Source organism: Rhizobiaceae bacterium, assembly GCA_023953845.1.
Classification (GTDB): Bacteria; Pseudomonadota; Alphaproteobacteria; order Rhizobiales; family Rhizobiaceae; genus Arvimicrobium.
Map to the genome: position 1 here is coordinate 392,848 of JAMLJC010000002.1, position 14,206 is coordinate 407,053.

Below are 14,206 nucleotides of genomic sequence, written 5' to 3' on the forward strand. Positions count from 1 at the left end.
CCTTGTTGCAGTAGCGGGTGAAGCGTTCGCCAGATCGATGGTCCAGCGGGTCATCGAGCGGGGGTGCTTTTGCTGTGGCGAGGGGTGTTTTCGGGGGTCGCGCCCGATCGGCGCGGCGGGGCGTATGAAACGGGGTCGGGCGGTGCGAGCCGCCGCTGTGACGCATGGATCGTTTTCTGTCGAGTGCGGTGAACAGGATAGACTCGAAGGGACGGGTATCGGTGCCGGCTTCCTTTCGCGCGATCGTGCAGAAACGTGGCTATTCGGACCTCTACGCGATACGCCAGCTGGACGTCCCGGCGCTGGATGTCGGCGGTCCGGACCTGCTCGACGGTTTCGAGCAGCGCATCGCGCAGGAGGACCCGCTGCTGCAGACAGCGGACGACCTGGCCTATTTCTACTATGGCGACGGAGCCTTCCTGAAGCTCGACCAGGACGGCCGGATCACGGTCACGGACTTCATCCGCGAGCATACGGGCATCACCACGGACGTGGCCTTCGTCGGCAAGGGCAAGGTGTTCCAGATCTGGGAGCCCGAGCGGTTTCGCGCCTATGGCGCAGAGGTGAGGGCGAGGCTGCTGGCGCGGCGACAGGCCGCTTCAGCCGCTTCGGGAAGAACGGAATGATGGCGGGCCACGGCGACGACCATCTCGCCGCTGGCGGACCGGCCCGCCACATTCCGGTTCTTCTGCAGGAAGTGCTGGAGGCGCTGGCGCCTGTGCCGGGTGAACTCTTCATCGACGGAACGTTCGGCGCAGGCGGCTACACGAGAGCCATTCTCGCCAAGGGCGCTTCGGTCATCGCGATCGACCGCGATCCGGACGCCATCGCGGCCGGGGCGGCGCTGGTGAAAGAGTCTGGCGGTCGCCTGCGGCTCGTGCAGAACGCCTTTTCGCATCTGGACGAGGTTGCCGAACGGGTCGACGGCGTCGTGCTCGACATCGGTGTTTCCTCGATGCAGCTCGACGAGGCGGAGCGCGGCTTTTCCTTCCGCACCGACGGCCCGCTCGACATGCGCATGGCGCAGGCGGGCCTCTCCGCGGCCGATGTCGTGAACCGCTTCAAGCCGGAAGACCTGACACGCATTTTCGGCCTGCTGGGCGAAGAGCGCCATGCCGGGCGCATCGCGCGCATGATCGAGAAGCGCCGGGCGACGAAACCGTTCACCCGCACGCTGGAACTGGCGGACGCCATCGAGACGCATATCGGGCGCAATCCGAAGGACAAGATCCACCCCGCGACGCGCGTGTTCCAGGCGTTGCGCATCTTCGTCAACGACGAACTCGGCGAGCTGGCGAAGGCGCTCTTCGCCGCCGAGCGGGTGCTGAAACCCGGCGGCCGGCTTGTCGTCGTCACCTTTCATTCGCTCGAGGATCGCATCGTCAAGCGCTTCATCGCCGATCGCGCGACCAACCCCGCCGGCTCGCGCTACCTGCCCGAGGTCAAGGCGATCGCGCCGACCTTCGAGAAGCGCGGCGGCGCGGTCGGGCCGTCCGAGGCGGAAATCGCCGCCAATCCGCGCTCCCGCTCGGCCAAGCTGCGCGGGGCGGTCCGCACGTCGGCGCCCGCCCGCGCGGCCGATCTCTCCATTTTCGGCCTGCCAAGGCTGCCCGAAATCCTGCGTCCGGAAGAAAGGTAGCAGCGTGTTCCGCACCAGCGACATCATCATGCTGACCGTCATCGTCGCCTCGGCGGCCTTCACCTACAAGGTCAAGCACGAGGCGGAGGACAGGCTGTCCGAGATCCGCAAGATCGAGGCGCAGATCCGCTTCGAGGAAGACACGATCGACGTGCTCAAGGCGGACTGGAGCCTGCTGACGCAGCCGGCGCGGCTGGACAAGCTGTCCAAGATCTATGAGGGCGAACTTGGCCTCAAGACAACCGAGGCCAAGCAGATCGTGCGCCTGAGCGAATTGCCCGAACGGCCGCTGACGATCGAAGACCTTGTGTCCGACTCCACCGATCTCGCGGCCGCCGGCGCCGACCCTGTCACCACGGGAGCTGTCGCGCAATGAAAGCATTCTGGAAGCGATCGAAAGATACCGCGCCAGCCGACAGCATTGTCGTGGACGGCGCGCGCAAGACGGGCGGACGCCCGCGCAACCGCGTCCTGATGACGATGGCGGTCTTCTTCGCCATCTACGCGACCATCGCCGGGCGTCTGGTCTATTTCGGCATACTGGAGCCGGATGAGGGCAGCGGTCCGGCTTCACGCGTCACCGCAGCGCGTCCCGACATCGTGGACCGCAACGGCGAGGTTCTGGCGACGGACATCAACACGGCGTCGCTGTTTGCCGAGCCGCGGCGCATCGTCGATGCCGACGAGGCGATCGAGAAACTGACGACTGTCCTGCCGGACCTGAATGTCGAGCAGACCTACAACAAGCTGAAGAGCGGTACGGGCTTCGTCTGGCTGAGGCGGCAGATCTCGCCGCGCCAGCAGGCCGACATCATGGCGCTCGGCATTCCGGGCGTCGGCTTCCGCACCGAAAAGCGCCGTTTCTATCCCGGCGGCGAGACCGCGTCGCACATACTGGGGCTTGTCAACATCGACAACCAGGGCATTGCGGGAATCGAGAAATACATAGACAGCCAGGGCCTCGCGGACCTTCAGGCCTCCGGCCTCGCGATGGAACGGGACCTCCAGCCGGTCAAGCTGTCCATCGACCTGAGGGTGCAGCACATCGTGCGCGACGAGATCGTCTCGGCGCTGGACCGCTACCATGCGATCGCGGCGGGCGCGGTGGTGCTCAACGTGAAGACGGGCGAAGTGGTGGCGATGGCGTCGGTGCCGGACTTCGATCCCAACAATCCGGTCACGGCGCAGGACAAGGACCATCTCAACCGCATGTCGGCGGGCCTGTTCGAGATGGGGTCGACCTTCAAGAGCTTCACGACGGCGATGGCGCTCGACTCCGGCAAGGTCAATCTGAACAGCCGGTTCGACGCGACGCGCCCGATCACCATCGGACGCCAGACCATCCGCGACTTCCACGGCAAGCATCGCGTGCTGACGGTGCCGGAAGTGTTCATCTATTCCTCGAACATCGGTTCGGCGCGCGAGGCCGACGTCGTCGGCATCGAGGGCCATCGCGAGTTCCTGCATCGCATCGGCCTGCTCGACCGCATGACGACGGAACTGCCCGAGGTCGCCAAGCCGACCGAGCCGAAGGTGTGGAAGAAAGTGCATTCCATCACCATCGCCTTCGGCCATGGCGTGTCGACGACGCCGTTGCAGACGGCGGTCGCGGCGGCGGCGCTGATGAACGGCGGCTACCTGATGAACCCGACGTTCCTGCCGCGTTCGCGGGACGAAGCGCTGTCCGGCGCGACACGTGTGATCAATGAGCAGACGTCGAACGACATGCGCTATCTCTATCGGCTCAACGCCGAGAAGGGCTCCGGCAAGCGAGCGGAAGTGCCGGGCTACCGCGTCGGCGGCAAGACGGGCACGGCGGAGAAGGTGGTCAACGGCCGCTACTCCACCGACAAGCGCTTCAATGCCTTCCTCGCCGCCTTCCCGATGGACGATCCGCAATACATCGTGCTGTCGATCGTCGACGAGCCGAAGCCCGAGAAGCCCGGCATGGGCGCGACGGCGGGACTCAACGCGGCGCCGATCGTCGCCAACATCATCCGCCGCTCCGCCTCCATGCTTGGCGTGAAGCCAGAATTCGGCCATGAAAAAGAAGCAACTGTGGCCTCTTACGAGTGATTCTTTTCGCGCTGCGTATGAAGGCGCGCCTGCCTGTTGCATCGATTGGGGATAGATGAAACTCAAGGAACTTGCCGGCCTCCTGCCACTCGACGGGCTCTCGTCGGAAGGTGTCGAGGTTGCCGGCGTCACATCCGATTCCCGGCAGGTGAAAGCCGGGACGATCTTCGTTGCGGTGCCGGGCTCGAAGGCAGACGGCTCCGCCTATGCCGCTGATGCAGCAGCCAAGGGCGCGGCGCTGGTCGTCTCCGGTCGGTCCATCGGCGGGCTGGCGGCGCCGGCGCTCGTCGTCGATGATCCGCGCCGGGTGCTGGCGCTGCTTGCGGCGAAATTCCACGTGGGGCAGCCTGCCACGATGGCGGCCGTCACCGGCACCAGCGGCAAGACGTCCGTCGTCTCCTTCACGCGCCAGATATGGGAACATGCCGGCTTCGCCGCCGCCAGCATCGGAACCACAGGCGTCATCGCGCCGGGGCGGAACGACTACGGTTCGCTGACGACGCCCGATCCCGTGGCGCTGCACGTGCTGCTTTCCGAACTGGGTGCGGCCGGCGTCACCCATGCCGCCATGGAGGCGTCGAGCCACGGCCTCGACCAGCGTCGGCTCGACGGCGTGAAACTCGCGGCCGGCGCCTTCACCAATCTCGGCCGCGACCACATGGACTATCATCCGACGGTCGAGCACTATCATCACGCCAAGCTCAGGCTTTTCGACACGCTGCTGCCGAAGGGCGCTCCGGCGGTCATCTTCGCCGACGATCCATGGTCGGACGCGACCATCGAGGCAGCGCGCGCGGCGGGTCTGGATGTGCTGACGGTGGGACGCAAGGGCGATTTCCTGACCCTGAAACGCGTCGAGCACGAGCGCTACCGCCAGCGCGCGGAGATCCAGGCAGGTGGAACGATCCACGAGATCGACCTGCCGCTGGCCGGGGACTTCCAGATCTTCAACGCGCTGGTCGCGGCGGGCCTCGCCATTTCGACCGGTACAAAAGCGGACGTCGCGCTGCGCGCGCTCGAAAAACTCAAGGGTGCGTCGGGGCGTCTCGAACTGGTCGGCACAACGGCCGCCGGCGCCCCCGTCTATGTCGACTATGCCCACAAGCCGGACGCGCTGGAAAACGTGCTTTCGGCGGTGCGGCCCTTCACCACCGGCCGCGTCGTGGTTGTGTTCGGCTGCGGCGGCGACCGCGATCGCGGCAAGCGGCCGATCATGGGCGAGATCGCGACAAGGCTGGCCGATGTCGCCATCGTCACGGACGACAATCCGCGCAGCGAGGAGCCCGCCAGCATCCGCGCGGCGATCATGGCCGCCGCGCCGGGTGCGATCGAGATCGGCGACCGCCGGCAGGCCATCCGTGCGGCGGTCGACATGCTCAGGGCCGGCGACACGCTGGTCGTCGCGGGCAAGGGGCACGAGGAGGGTCAGACCATCGGCGCCGAAACTTTTCCGTTCTCCGACCATGACGAGGTGCGCAATGCCCTGAAGGGGTTGGCAGCATGAGCTATCTCTGGACATCCGACGATCTCGTCGCCGCCATTGACGGCCGCCCCAACGGCACGCTCCCGGAAGGCGTTACCGGCATCTCCATCGACAGCCGCACGCTGAAGCCCGGCGAGGCGTTCTTCGCCATCAAGGGCGAGACGATGGACGGCCACGACTTCGCCACCGCCGCGATGAAGGCCGGGGCGAGCGTTCTGGTCATCGCCGAAGGCAAGCTGCCGGCGGTCGGGCGGCTGGCGATCCCGAAGATCGTGGTGCCGGACGTGCTCGTCGCGCTGGAAAAGCTCGGTGTCGCCGCGCGGGCGCGCAGCCGCGCCAAGGTGATCGCGGTCACCGGCTCGGTCGGCAAGACGAGCACCAAGGAGGCGTTGCGCCATGTGCTTTCGGCGGTCGGCACCGTGCATGCGTCGGACAAGTCCTTCAACAATCACTGGGGCGTGCCGCTGACGCTCTCGCGCCTGCCGGCCGATTGCGACTTCGCGGTGTTCGAGATCGGCATGAACCATCCGGGCGAGATCCGTCCGCTGGTGAAGATGGTCAGGCCGCATGTCGCGCTCATTACGCTGATCGCGGCCGCTCATCTCGGTCACTTCAGGAATCTCGAGGAGATCGCGCAGGCCAAGGCCGAAATCTTCGAGGGGCTGGAGGAGGACGGCACGGCGCTGCTCAACCGGGACGACGCGCATTACAAGCTGCTCGTCAAACTGGCGGAACAGGCGCTGGTCAGGAACATCGCGACCTTCGGCGAGTCGGAAGGGGCGACCTATCGGCTGGTCAATGCGGCGCTCGGCGTCGACAGTTCCTCCATCACGGTCAGGATCGGCGATCAGGAGATCGCGGCTCATATCGGCATGCCCGGCCGGCATGTCGTGCAGAATGCGCTCGCCGTGCTTGGCGCGGCGCATCTGGTCGGCGCGGACCTGAACAAGGTGGCGCTTGCGCTGGCAACGCTTCTGGCGGAAGGCGGGCGCGGCAGGCGCCATACGCTTCATCATCCGGAGGGGTCGTTCCTTCTGATCGACGAGAGCTACAACGCCAATCCCGCCTCGATGCGCGCCGCGCTCGAAATGCTGAACGCCGCGCCGGTGGGCGAGGGCGGGCGGCGCATCGCCGTGCTCGGCGACATGCTGGAGCTCGGAACGCAGGCACCGCGCCTGCATGCGGCGATCGCGGACATCCTCGCCGGAATGCAGATCGACGTCGCGCTTCTTGCCGGACCGGAGATGAAGGCTCTGCACGACAAGCTCGGCGACAGCCTCGCGACAGAATACCGTGCGAATGTGGAAGAACTGAAAGCTGTGCTTCTCGACGCCGTGAGACCGGGGGATGCGGTCATGGTCAAGTCGTCGAAAGGCATAGGCTTCGCAAAACTGGTCGATCTGCTGATCCAGCAGTTTTCGGCGCCGAAGGCGGAGCAGAAACGCGCGTGAGCGCGGCAGAGGGGACGAGACTGGAATGCTAACTCTGCTGGTCGGCTTCGCCAATGAAGTGCAGCTCTTCAACGTATTTCGCTACATCACCTTTCGAACCGGCGGCGCGCTGATCACATCGGCGCTGTTCGTGTTCCTGTTCGGGCCGGGCATCATCGATTCGTTGCGGCTGAGGCAGGGCAGGGGCCAGCCGATCCGTGCCGACGGCCCGCAGACGCATTTCAAGAAGGCCGGCACGCCCACCATGGGCGGCCTGATGATCATGACCGGCATCATCGTCTCGACGCTGCTGTGGGCGAATCTGTCGAGCGTCTATGTATGGGTGACGCTGCTTGTCGCCATCGGCTTCGGCGCCATCGGATTCTATGACGACTATCTCAAGGTGACGAAGCAGTCCCATCTCGGCCTTTCAGGCAAGGCGCGTCTCGCCATCGAGTTCGTCGTCGCCGGCATCGCCGTCTTCTTCATCATGCGGGCGGGGCAGGCGCCTTTCTCCTCGTCGCTGACTTTCCCCTTCGTCAAGGACCTCATCCTCAACCTCGGATGGTTCTTCATTCCCTTCGGCGCCTTCGTGGTGGTGGGCGCCGGCAATGCCGTGAATTTCACCGACGGTCTCGACGGTCTGGCCATCGTGCCGATCATGATCGCGGCGGCGTCCTTCGGCGTCATCGCCTATCTGTCGGGCAACGCGGTCTTCGCCGAATATCTGCAGATCCACTTCGTCCCCGGCACCGGCGAACTGGCCGTCATCCTGGGGGCGGTTATCGGCGCCGGTCTCGGCTTCCTCTGGTTCAACGCGCCGCCCGCCGCGATCTTTATGGGCGATACCGGCTCGCTGGCGCTGGGCGGCCTGATCGGCACGGTCGCGGTCGCGACCAAGCACGAGATCGTCATGGCGATCATCGGCGGCGTCTTCGTGATGGAGGCGCTGTCGGTCATCATCCAGGTCGGCTACTTCAAGATGACCGGCAGGCGCGTGTTCCTGATGGCGCCGATCCACCATCACTTCGAAAAGCTCGGCTGGACCGAGAGCCAGGTGGTGATCCGCTTCTGGATCGTCGCCGTCATCCTGGCCCTGATCGGCCTTTCGACGCTGAAGCTCAGGTGACGGGATGATCCCTGCGACCACACTCGGCGGCAAGCGGGTAGCGCTCTTCGGCCTCGGCGGCTCGGGGATCGCGACGGCGCGCGCGCTCGTCGAAGGCGGCGCGGACATTGTGGCGTGGGACGACAATCCCGAAAGCGTGGCGCGCGCGGAGGCCGAAGGCATACCGACAGGCAATCTGCGGCAGGAGGACTGGAGCGTCTTCGCATCCTTCGTGCTGTCGCCCGGCGTGCCGCTGACGCATCCCAAGCCGCACTGGTCGGTGGAACTCGCACGCGGCGCCGGCGTCGAGGTGATCGGCGACATCGAGCTTTTCGTGCGGGAGCGCAACGCGCTGGCGCCCGATGCTCCGTTCATCGCCATCACCGGCACCAACGGCAAGTCGACCACGACGGCGCTGACGGCGCACATTCTGAGATCGGCCGGCCGCGACACGCAGATGGGCGGCAATATCGGCCGCGCGATCATGACGCTCGACCCTCCGAAGCCGGACCGGTTCTACGTGGTCGAGTGCTCGTCCTACCAGATCGACCTCGCCCCCTCGATCAATCCGACCGCCGGCATCCTGCTCAACCTCACGCCGGATCATCTCGACCGGCACGGAACCATGCAGCACTACGCCTCCATCAAGGAGCGGCTGGTCGCGGGCAGCGACACCGCTATCGTGGGCGTCGACGACGCCTATTGCGTACAGATCGCGGACCGTCTGGAACGGGCGGGCAAGGCGGTTTCGCGCATCTCCAAGCGCCTGCCGCTGCCGGATGGCTTCTTCGCCGACGGCACGGATCTCATGGAAGCCAGCCATGGCCGCTACGAGCGCATCGCCTTTCTCGAAGGCATCGGCTCGCTGCGCGGCCAGCACAATGCGCAGAATGCGCTTGCGGCGGTCGCGGCCTGCCTGAAGGTCGGTCTCGATCTCGGCGAGATCCAGGCGGGACTGGAGAGCTTTCCGGGGCTCGCACATCGCATGGAGCAGGTCGGCCGCAAGGGCAGGGTGCTCTTCGTCAACGATTCCAAGGCGACCAACGCCGATGCCTCCGCGCCGGCGCTGTCTTCGTTCCAGCGCATCTACTGGATCGCCGGCGGCCTGCCGAAGGAAGGTGGCATCGAGCCGTTGCGGGGCTTCTTCCCACGCATCACGAAAGCCTATCTGATCGGCGAGGCGGCACCGGCCTTTTCGGCGACGCTTGGCGAGTCCGTGCCGTACGAGATTTCCGGCACGCTGGACGCTGCCGTCGCCAATGCGGCGCGTGACGCCGCCGAGGAAGCGGACGGCGAGCTCGTCGTGCTCCTCTCGCCGGCCTGCGCCAGCTTCGACCAGTTCAAGAATTTCGAGGTCCGTGGAGACGCCTTCCGCGCGGCGGTTGCCGCCATCCAAGGCGTCAAGGTGATCGGAGGGAAGCCCTCATGATGCGTCGTACCGACAAGAGCGCAGTCGCCACCTGGTGGTGGACGATCGACCGATGGTTTCTCGCCGCCTTCCTGTCGCTCATGGTGCTCGGCATCGTGCTGTCCTTCGCCGCCAGCCCGGCGGTGGCCGAGCGCATCGGGCTCGACAGCTTCCATTTCGCCATCCGCCAGATCGTGTTCATGATCCCGGCGCTGATCGCCATGATCTCCGTTTCGTTCCTCGATGCGCGGCAGGTGCGGCGTCTGGCGCTGATCATGCTCTGCGTGATGCTCGTGCTGATGATCGCCGTGCTCTATATCGGCGTCGAGGTGAAGGGCGCGCGGCGCTGGGTGTCCTTCTTCGGCATCTCCATCCAGCCGTCCGAGTTCCTGAAGCCGGCCTTCGTCATCATCACGGCGTGGCTCTTCGCCGAACACTCGAAGCATCCCGATATTCCCGGCAATTTCTTCGCCATGATCCTTCTCGGTGTGGTGATCGCGCTTCTCGTCGCGCAGCCGGACCTCGGCCAGACCATCCTGACGCTCGCCACCTGGGGCATCATGTTCTTCATGGCCGGCATGTCGTGGTTCTGGATCATCCTGCTCGGCGCGATAGGCGTGGCCGGCGGCTTCGGGGCCTATCTGATCTTCCCGCACGTCGCCGGCCGCATCGACCGGTTCCTGACAGGGGAGGGCGATACGTTCCAGGTCGATATGGGCCGCGACGCTGTCATCAATGGCGGCTGGTTCGGCGTCGGGCCGGGCGAGGGCACGATCAAGCGGGTCATTCCCGACAGCCATGCCGACTTCGTCTTCGCCGTTGCGGGCGAGGAGTTCGGCATCGTGCTATGCTTGGCGATCATGGCGATCTTCGCGTTCATCGTGCTGCGCGGCCTCAACACCGCGCTGAAGGAGCGCGACGACTTCACGCGCTATGCGGTCGCCGGCCTCGTCGTCGTCTTCGGCCTGCAGTCGATCATCAATATGGGCGTGAACCTGCAACTCATGCCGGCGAAGGGCATGACGCTGCCCTTCATTTCCTATGGCGGCTCGTCGCTCATCGCCATCGCCATTTCGATGGGCATGGTGCTGGCTCTGACGCGCAAACGTCCCGAAACGCGCCAGACGATCGGCTTCCACGCCTATCCGCGCCATGTGCCGGCCGAGTGAACGGGTACGGCTGAATGGCGAAGGGGTCGATTCTTCTCGCGGCCGGCGGTACGGGCGGACATCTGTTTCCGGCTGAGGCGCTGGCCCATGAACTGGTCGCGCGCGGCTGGCAGGTGCATCTGGCGACGGACGGCCGAGTCGAGAGGATCTCCGGCAATTTTCCAGCCACCGCGGTGCATCGCATTTCGGCCGCGACGCTCGGCGGACGCAATCCTGTCGCGTTGCTTTCCGCTCTGTGGACGATCTGGCGCGGCGTGCGTGAGGCATCCGGCGTCATCCAGCGCATCGGTGCGAAGGCGGTGATCGGCTTCGGCGGCTACCCCACGCTGCCGCCGCTGTTTGCCGCGACGCGGCGTGGTGTGCCGACCATGGTGCATGAGGCGAACATCGTCATGGGGCGGGCCAACAAGGCGCTGGCCGGCCGCGTCGACGTGATCGCCGGCGGTTTCCTGACGGAGCAGGCCAGCGGCCACCCGGAAAAATATGTCTTCACCGGCAATCCGGTGCGCCAGCCGATCCTCGATGCGCTGAGCGTCGCCTACGCCGCGCCGTCTGCCGGCGAGCCGTTCCGACTGCTCGTCTTCGGCGGCAGTCAGGGCGCGCAGTTCTTTTCCGACGCCATACCGGCGGCGATCAGGCTGTTGCCGGAGAGCGAGAGGAGACGCATCAGGCTGGTGCAGCAGGTGCGCGCCGAGGACATGGAGAAGGTGAAAGCCGCCTATGCCGAACTGGGCATCGACGCGGAACTTGCGCCGTTCTTCACCGACATGGCGCAGAAGCTGGCGGCCGCGCACCTCGTCATTTCCCGCGCCGGGGCCTCGACGGTGACGGAGCTTTCCGCGCTCGGGCGCCCGGCGCTGCTCGTGCCCTATCCGCATGCGCTCGACCATGACCAGGCGGCCAATGCGGCGGCACTAGCTGCGGCCGGCGGCGCGGAAGTGCATCCGCAATCCTCGCTTTCGCCGGAAAAACTTGCCGGGCGGCTTGGCGATCTGATGGCCGATCCGCAAAAGCTTTCCGCCATGGCCGCCGCCGCGCGCTCGACCGGCAAGCCGGACGCGGCGCGGTTGCTCGCCGATCTCGCAGAAGCTATTGCGTCTGGAAAGACGCTTTCGCAATTCAGGAAGGAAATGCCGCGATGAAAATGACACGGACCATCGGCCGCGTTCATTTCATCGGCATCGGCGGCATCGGCATGAGCGGCATCGCCGAGGTGCTGCACAGTCTCGGCTACGCCGTGCAAGGGTCGGATCAGGCGGACAGCGCCAATGTGCAGCGCCTTTCCGCCAAGGGGATAAAGTGCTTCGTCGGGCACAAGGCCGAGAATATCGGCGACGCCGAAGTGGTGGTGGTTTCGACTGCGATCAAGAAGACGAATCCGGAGCTGATCGCGGCGCGCGAGCGCCTGCTGCCCGTCGTGCGCCGGGCCGAGATGCTGGCCGAACTGATGCGCTTCAAGCAGGCCATCGCCATCGGCGGCACGCATGGCAAGACGACGACGACCTCGCTCGTCGCGACGCTTCTCGAAGCAGGACAACTCGACCCGACGGTCATCAATGGCGGCATCATCAACGCCTACGGCACCAATGCACGCATCGGGCGCGGGGACTGGATGGTCGTCGAGGCCGACGAGAGCGACGGCACATTCCTCAAACTGCCGGCCGACATCGCCGTGGTGACGAATATCGATCCCGAACACCTCGACCACTACGGCTCGTTCGACAAGGTTCGCGACGCATTCCGGCAGTTCGTGGAGAACGTGCCGTTCTACGGTTTCGGCGTGATGTGCACCGACCATCCCGAGGTGCAGGCGCTGGTCTCGCGCATCGAGGACCGCCGCGTCATCACCTATGGCGAGAACGCACAGGCGGACGTGCGTTTCGAGAACCATGGCATGGATGGCGCGGTCTCGGTGTTCGACGTGGTGATCCGCAATCGCAAGTCGGGCGGCCATGAAGCCATCCGCGACCTGCGCATGCCGATGGCCGGACGGCACAATGTCTCCAACGCGACCGCGGCGATCGCCGTCGCGCGCGAGCTCGAGATTTCCGCGGAGGACATCCGCAAGGGCCTCGCGGCCTTCGGCGGAGTCAAGCGGCGCTTCACGCCCACCGGAAGCTGGAACGGCGTGCAGGTGTTCGACGACTACGGCCACCATCCGGTCGAGATCAAGGCGGTGCTGCGCGCGGCCCGCGATTCCACCAAGGGACGTGTCATCGCCATCGCGCAGCCGCACCGCTTCACGCGGCTTCACGACCTGTTCGACGAATTCTCGGCCTGCTTCAACGATGCCGACACCGTGATGGTCGCGCCGGTCTATCCGGCGGGCGAAGACCCGATCGAGGGCGTGACGTCCGACGCGCTCGTATCGCGTATCCGCGCCGGCGGTCACCGCGATGCGCGATTCGTCGAGAACGCGCAGGCCATCGCGCCGACCGTGCGCGCCCTGGCGCAGCCCGGCGATTTCGTCGTGTTCCTCGGCGCCGGCAACATCACCCAATGGGCTTACGCGCTGCCGAAGGAACTGGCAGCCGGAGAAGCGGCGTCATGACACCGGGCCAGCAGCTGATCGAGTCGGTCGGCGACAGGCTTGCCGGGCTGCGCGGCCGCATCACCGTCGATGCCGAGATGGAGAAGATCACCTGGTTCCGCGCCGGCGGCATTGCCGATGCGCTGTTCCAGCCCGCCGACGAGGAGGACCTCGTCGCTTTCCTCAAGGCCGTGCCCGAGGACATCCAGCTCATGGTCGTCGGCATAGGGTCGAACCTTCTGGTGCGCGACGGCGGCCTGCGGGGATTCGTGATCCGTCTTTCCGCAAAGGGTTTCGGGAATACGGAGATCGTTTCGCCGACGCAGATCCGCGCCGGCGCCGCCACGCCCGACAAGCGGCTTGCGGCGGTGGCGCTGGAAGCCGGCATCGGCGGCTTTCATTTCTATCACGGCATTCCCGGCGGGGTCGGCGGAGCGCTGCGCATGAATGCGGGCGCGAACGGCGTCGAAACGCGGGAGCGCGTCGTCGAGGTGCGGGCGCTCGACCGGCAGGGGAACGTCCACATCCTGTCCAACGCGGACATGGGCTATTCCTATCGCCACACGACCGCGCCGAAAGGGCTGATCTTCACCTCTGCGCTTTTCGAAGGCTATCCCGAGCGGCGCGAGGTCATCAAGGAAGCGATGGACGCTGTGCAGCACCATCGCGAGACCGTGCAGCCGATCCGCGAGAAGACCGGCGGCTCGACGTTCAAGAACCCGCCCGGCACTTCCGCCTGGAAGGAGATCGACAAGGCCGGCTGCCGTGGCCTGATGATCGGCGGCGCCCAGATGTCGCCGCTTCACTGCAACTTCATGATCAATACCGGGACCGCCACCGGCTACGATCTGGAGTATCTCGGCGAGACGGTACGGGCCCGCGTTCTGGAGACGTCCGGCATCAAGCTGGAATGGGAAATCAAGCGCATCGGCAAGTTCAAGAAGGGGCGCGAGGTCCACCAGTTCCTTGGACAGTTGCTTTAAACGAGTGTCCTCTCGACAGGCTTCTGGCGAGCGCGAGGTTTTTCCATCTGGAATAGGCCTCTGTCTGCCCTTTTTTGAGTAGGGAAAGGAGTCTTAATGATACTTTCCGCAATTTATTGTCGGGTATTGTGAGGCATGTTATTTGATTGAACATGCGCGCGGTTCAATTGCTCATGGCAGGCAGTTTATGCTGCTTTCTTTTAATGATTCCAATGGTTTTGTATCCTGAATCGTTCGTCACAAGCGCGGCTCGCAGGGATCAATGCACTCGGCTGCTTGAATCGTACCAGACGTCCGGTCATGTTCCTGCCGCAGGCACTCACGAGCGCTCGACCTATGCCGAGTGCTATCAGCTGATCTGTGGTGTCGCGCTGGGCCAA

At 65.4% G+C, this 14,206-nt stretch carries 12 protein-coding genes; all 12 read left to right on the forward strand.

Annotated features, from left to right (window positions below; translation table 11 throughout):
- The first annotated feature begins 164 nt into the window (after positions 1–164).
- The 12 genes from mraZ to murB are packed head-to-tail and all read left to right on the forward strand — an operon-like array spanning position 165 to position 13,826.
- Entirely contained in the window at positions 165–626 is a 462-nt protein-coding gene (mraZ, locus tag M9955_23915) for a division/cell wall cluster transcriptional repressor MraZ (protein ID MCO5084692.1), read from the forward strand.
- Positions 623–1,639 (forward strand): 16S rRNA (cytosine(1402)-N(4))-methyltransferase RsmH, encoded by a 1,017-nt coding sequence (gene rsmH, locus M9955_23920; GenBank protein MCO5084693.1) that lies wholly within the window; start codon positions 623–625, stop codon positions 1,637–1,639. Before mraZ ends, rsmH begins: the two co-directional genes overlap by 4 nt.
- A 4-nt stretch (positions 1,640–1,643) precedes the next feature.
- Positions 1,644–2,015: a hypothetical protein gene (locus tag M9955_23925; GenBank protein ID MCO5084694.1), complete on the forward strand. Its 372-nt coding sequence runs from the start codon at positions 1,644–1,646 to the stop codon at positions 2,013–2,015.
- Positions 2,012–3,715 (forward strand): penicillin-binding protein 2, encoded by a 1,704-nt coding sequence (locus M9955_23930; protein MCO5084695.1) that lies wholly within the window; start codon positions 2,012–2,014, stop codon positions 3,713–3,715. The genes M9955_23925 and M9955_23930 overlap by 4 nt, the downstream gene beginning before the upstream one ends.
- Positions 3,716–3,770: 55 nt before the next feature.
- Positions 3,771–5,219 (forward strand): UDP-N-acetylmuramoyl-L-alanyl-D-glutamate--2,6-diaminopimelate ligase, encoded by a 1,449-nt coding sequence (locus M9955_23935; protein ID MCO5084696.1) that lies wholly within the window; start codon positions 3,771–3,773, stop codon positions 5,217–5,219.
- Positions 5,216–6,649, forward strand: coding sequence for a UDP-N-acetylmuramoylalanyl-D-glutamyl-2,6-diaminopimelate--D-alanyl-D-alanine ligase (locus tag M9955_23940; GenBank protein ID MCO5084697.1), 1,434 nt, complete (start codon positions 5,216–5,218; stop codon positions 6,647–6,649). The genes M9955_23935 and M9955_23940 overlap by 4 nt, the downstream gene beginning before the upstream one ends.
- Before the next feature lie 25 nt (positions 6,650–6,674).
- Positions 6,675–7,757 carry a phospho-N-acetylmuramoyl-pentapeptide-transferase gene (gene mraY / locus M9955_23945; GenBank protein ID MCO5084698.1) on the forward strand — a complete coding sequence of 361 codons (1,083 nt, stop codon included), beginning with the start codon at positions 6,675–6,677 and terminating at the stop codon, positions 7,755–7,757.
- A 4-nt stretch (positions 7,758–7,761) separates the two neighbouring features.
- The gene (gene murD / locus M9955_23950; GenBank protein ID MCO5084699.1) at positions 7,762–9,165 is read left to right on the forward strand and encodes a UDP-N-acetylmuramoyl-L-alanine--D-glutamate ligase; all 1,404 of its coding nucleotides are present in this window, start codon (positions 7,762–7,764) and stop codon (positions 9,163–9,165) included.
- Positions 9,162–10,313 (forward strand): putative lipid II flippase FtsW, encoded by a 1,152-nt coding sequence (ftsW, locus tag M9955_23955; protein ID MCO5084700.1) that lies wholly within the window; start codon positions 9,162–9,164, stop codon positions 10,311–10,313. The genes murD and ftsW overlap by 4 nt, the downstream gene beginning before the upstream one ends.
- Before the next feature lie 14 nt (positions 10,314–10,327).
- Positions 10,328–11,455, forward strand: coding sequence for an undecaprenyldiphospho-muramoylpentapeptide beta-N-acetylglucosaminyltransferase (gene murG, locus M9955_23960; protein ID MCO5084701.1), 1,128 nt, complete (start codon positions 10,328–10,330; stop codon positions 11,453–11,455).
- Positions 11,452–12,864: a UDP-N-acetylmuramate--L-alanine ligase gene (gene murC / locus M9955_23965; protein MCO5084702.1), complete on the forward strand. Its 1,413-nt coding sequence runs from the start codon at positions 11,452–11,454 to the stop codon at positions 12,862–12,864. The genes murG and murC overlap by 4 nt, the downstream gene beginning before the upstream one ends.
- The gene (murB, locus tag M9955_23970) at positions 12,861–13,826 is read left to right on the forward strand and encodes a UDP-N-acetylmuramate dehydrogenase (protein ID MCO5084703.1); all 966 of its coding nucleotides are present in this window, start codon (positions 12,861–12,863) and stop codon (positions 13,824–13,826) included. The genes murC and murB overlap by 4 nt, the downstream gene beginning before the upstream one ends.
- Positions 13,827–14,206 lie beyond the last annotated feature (380 nt).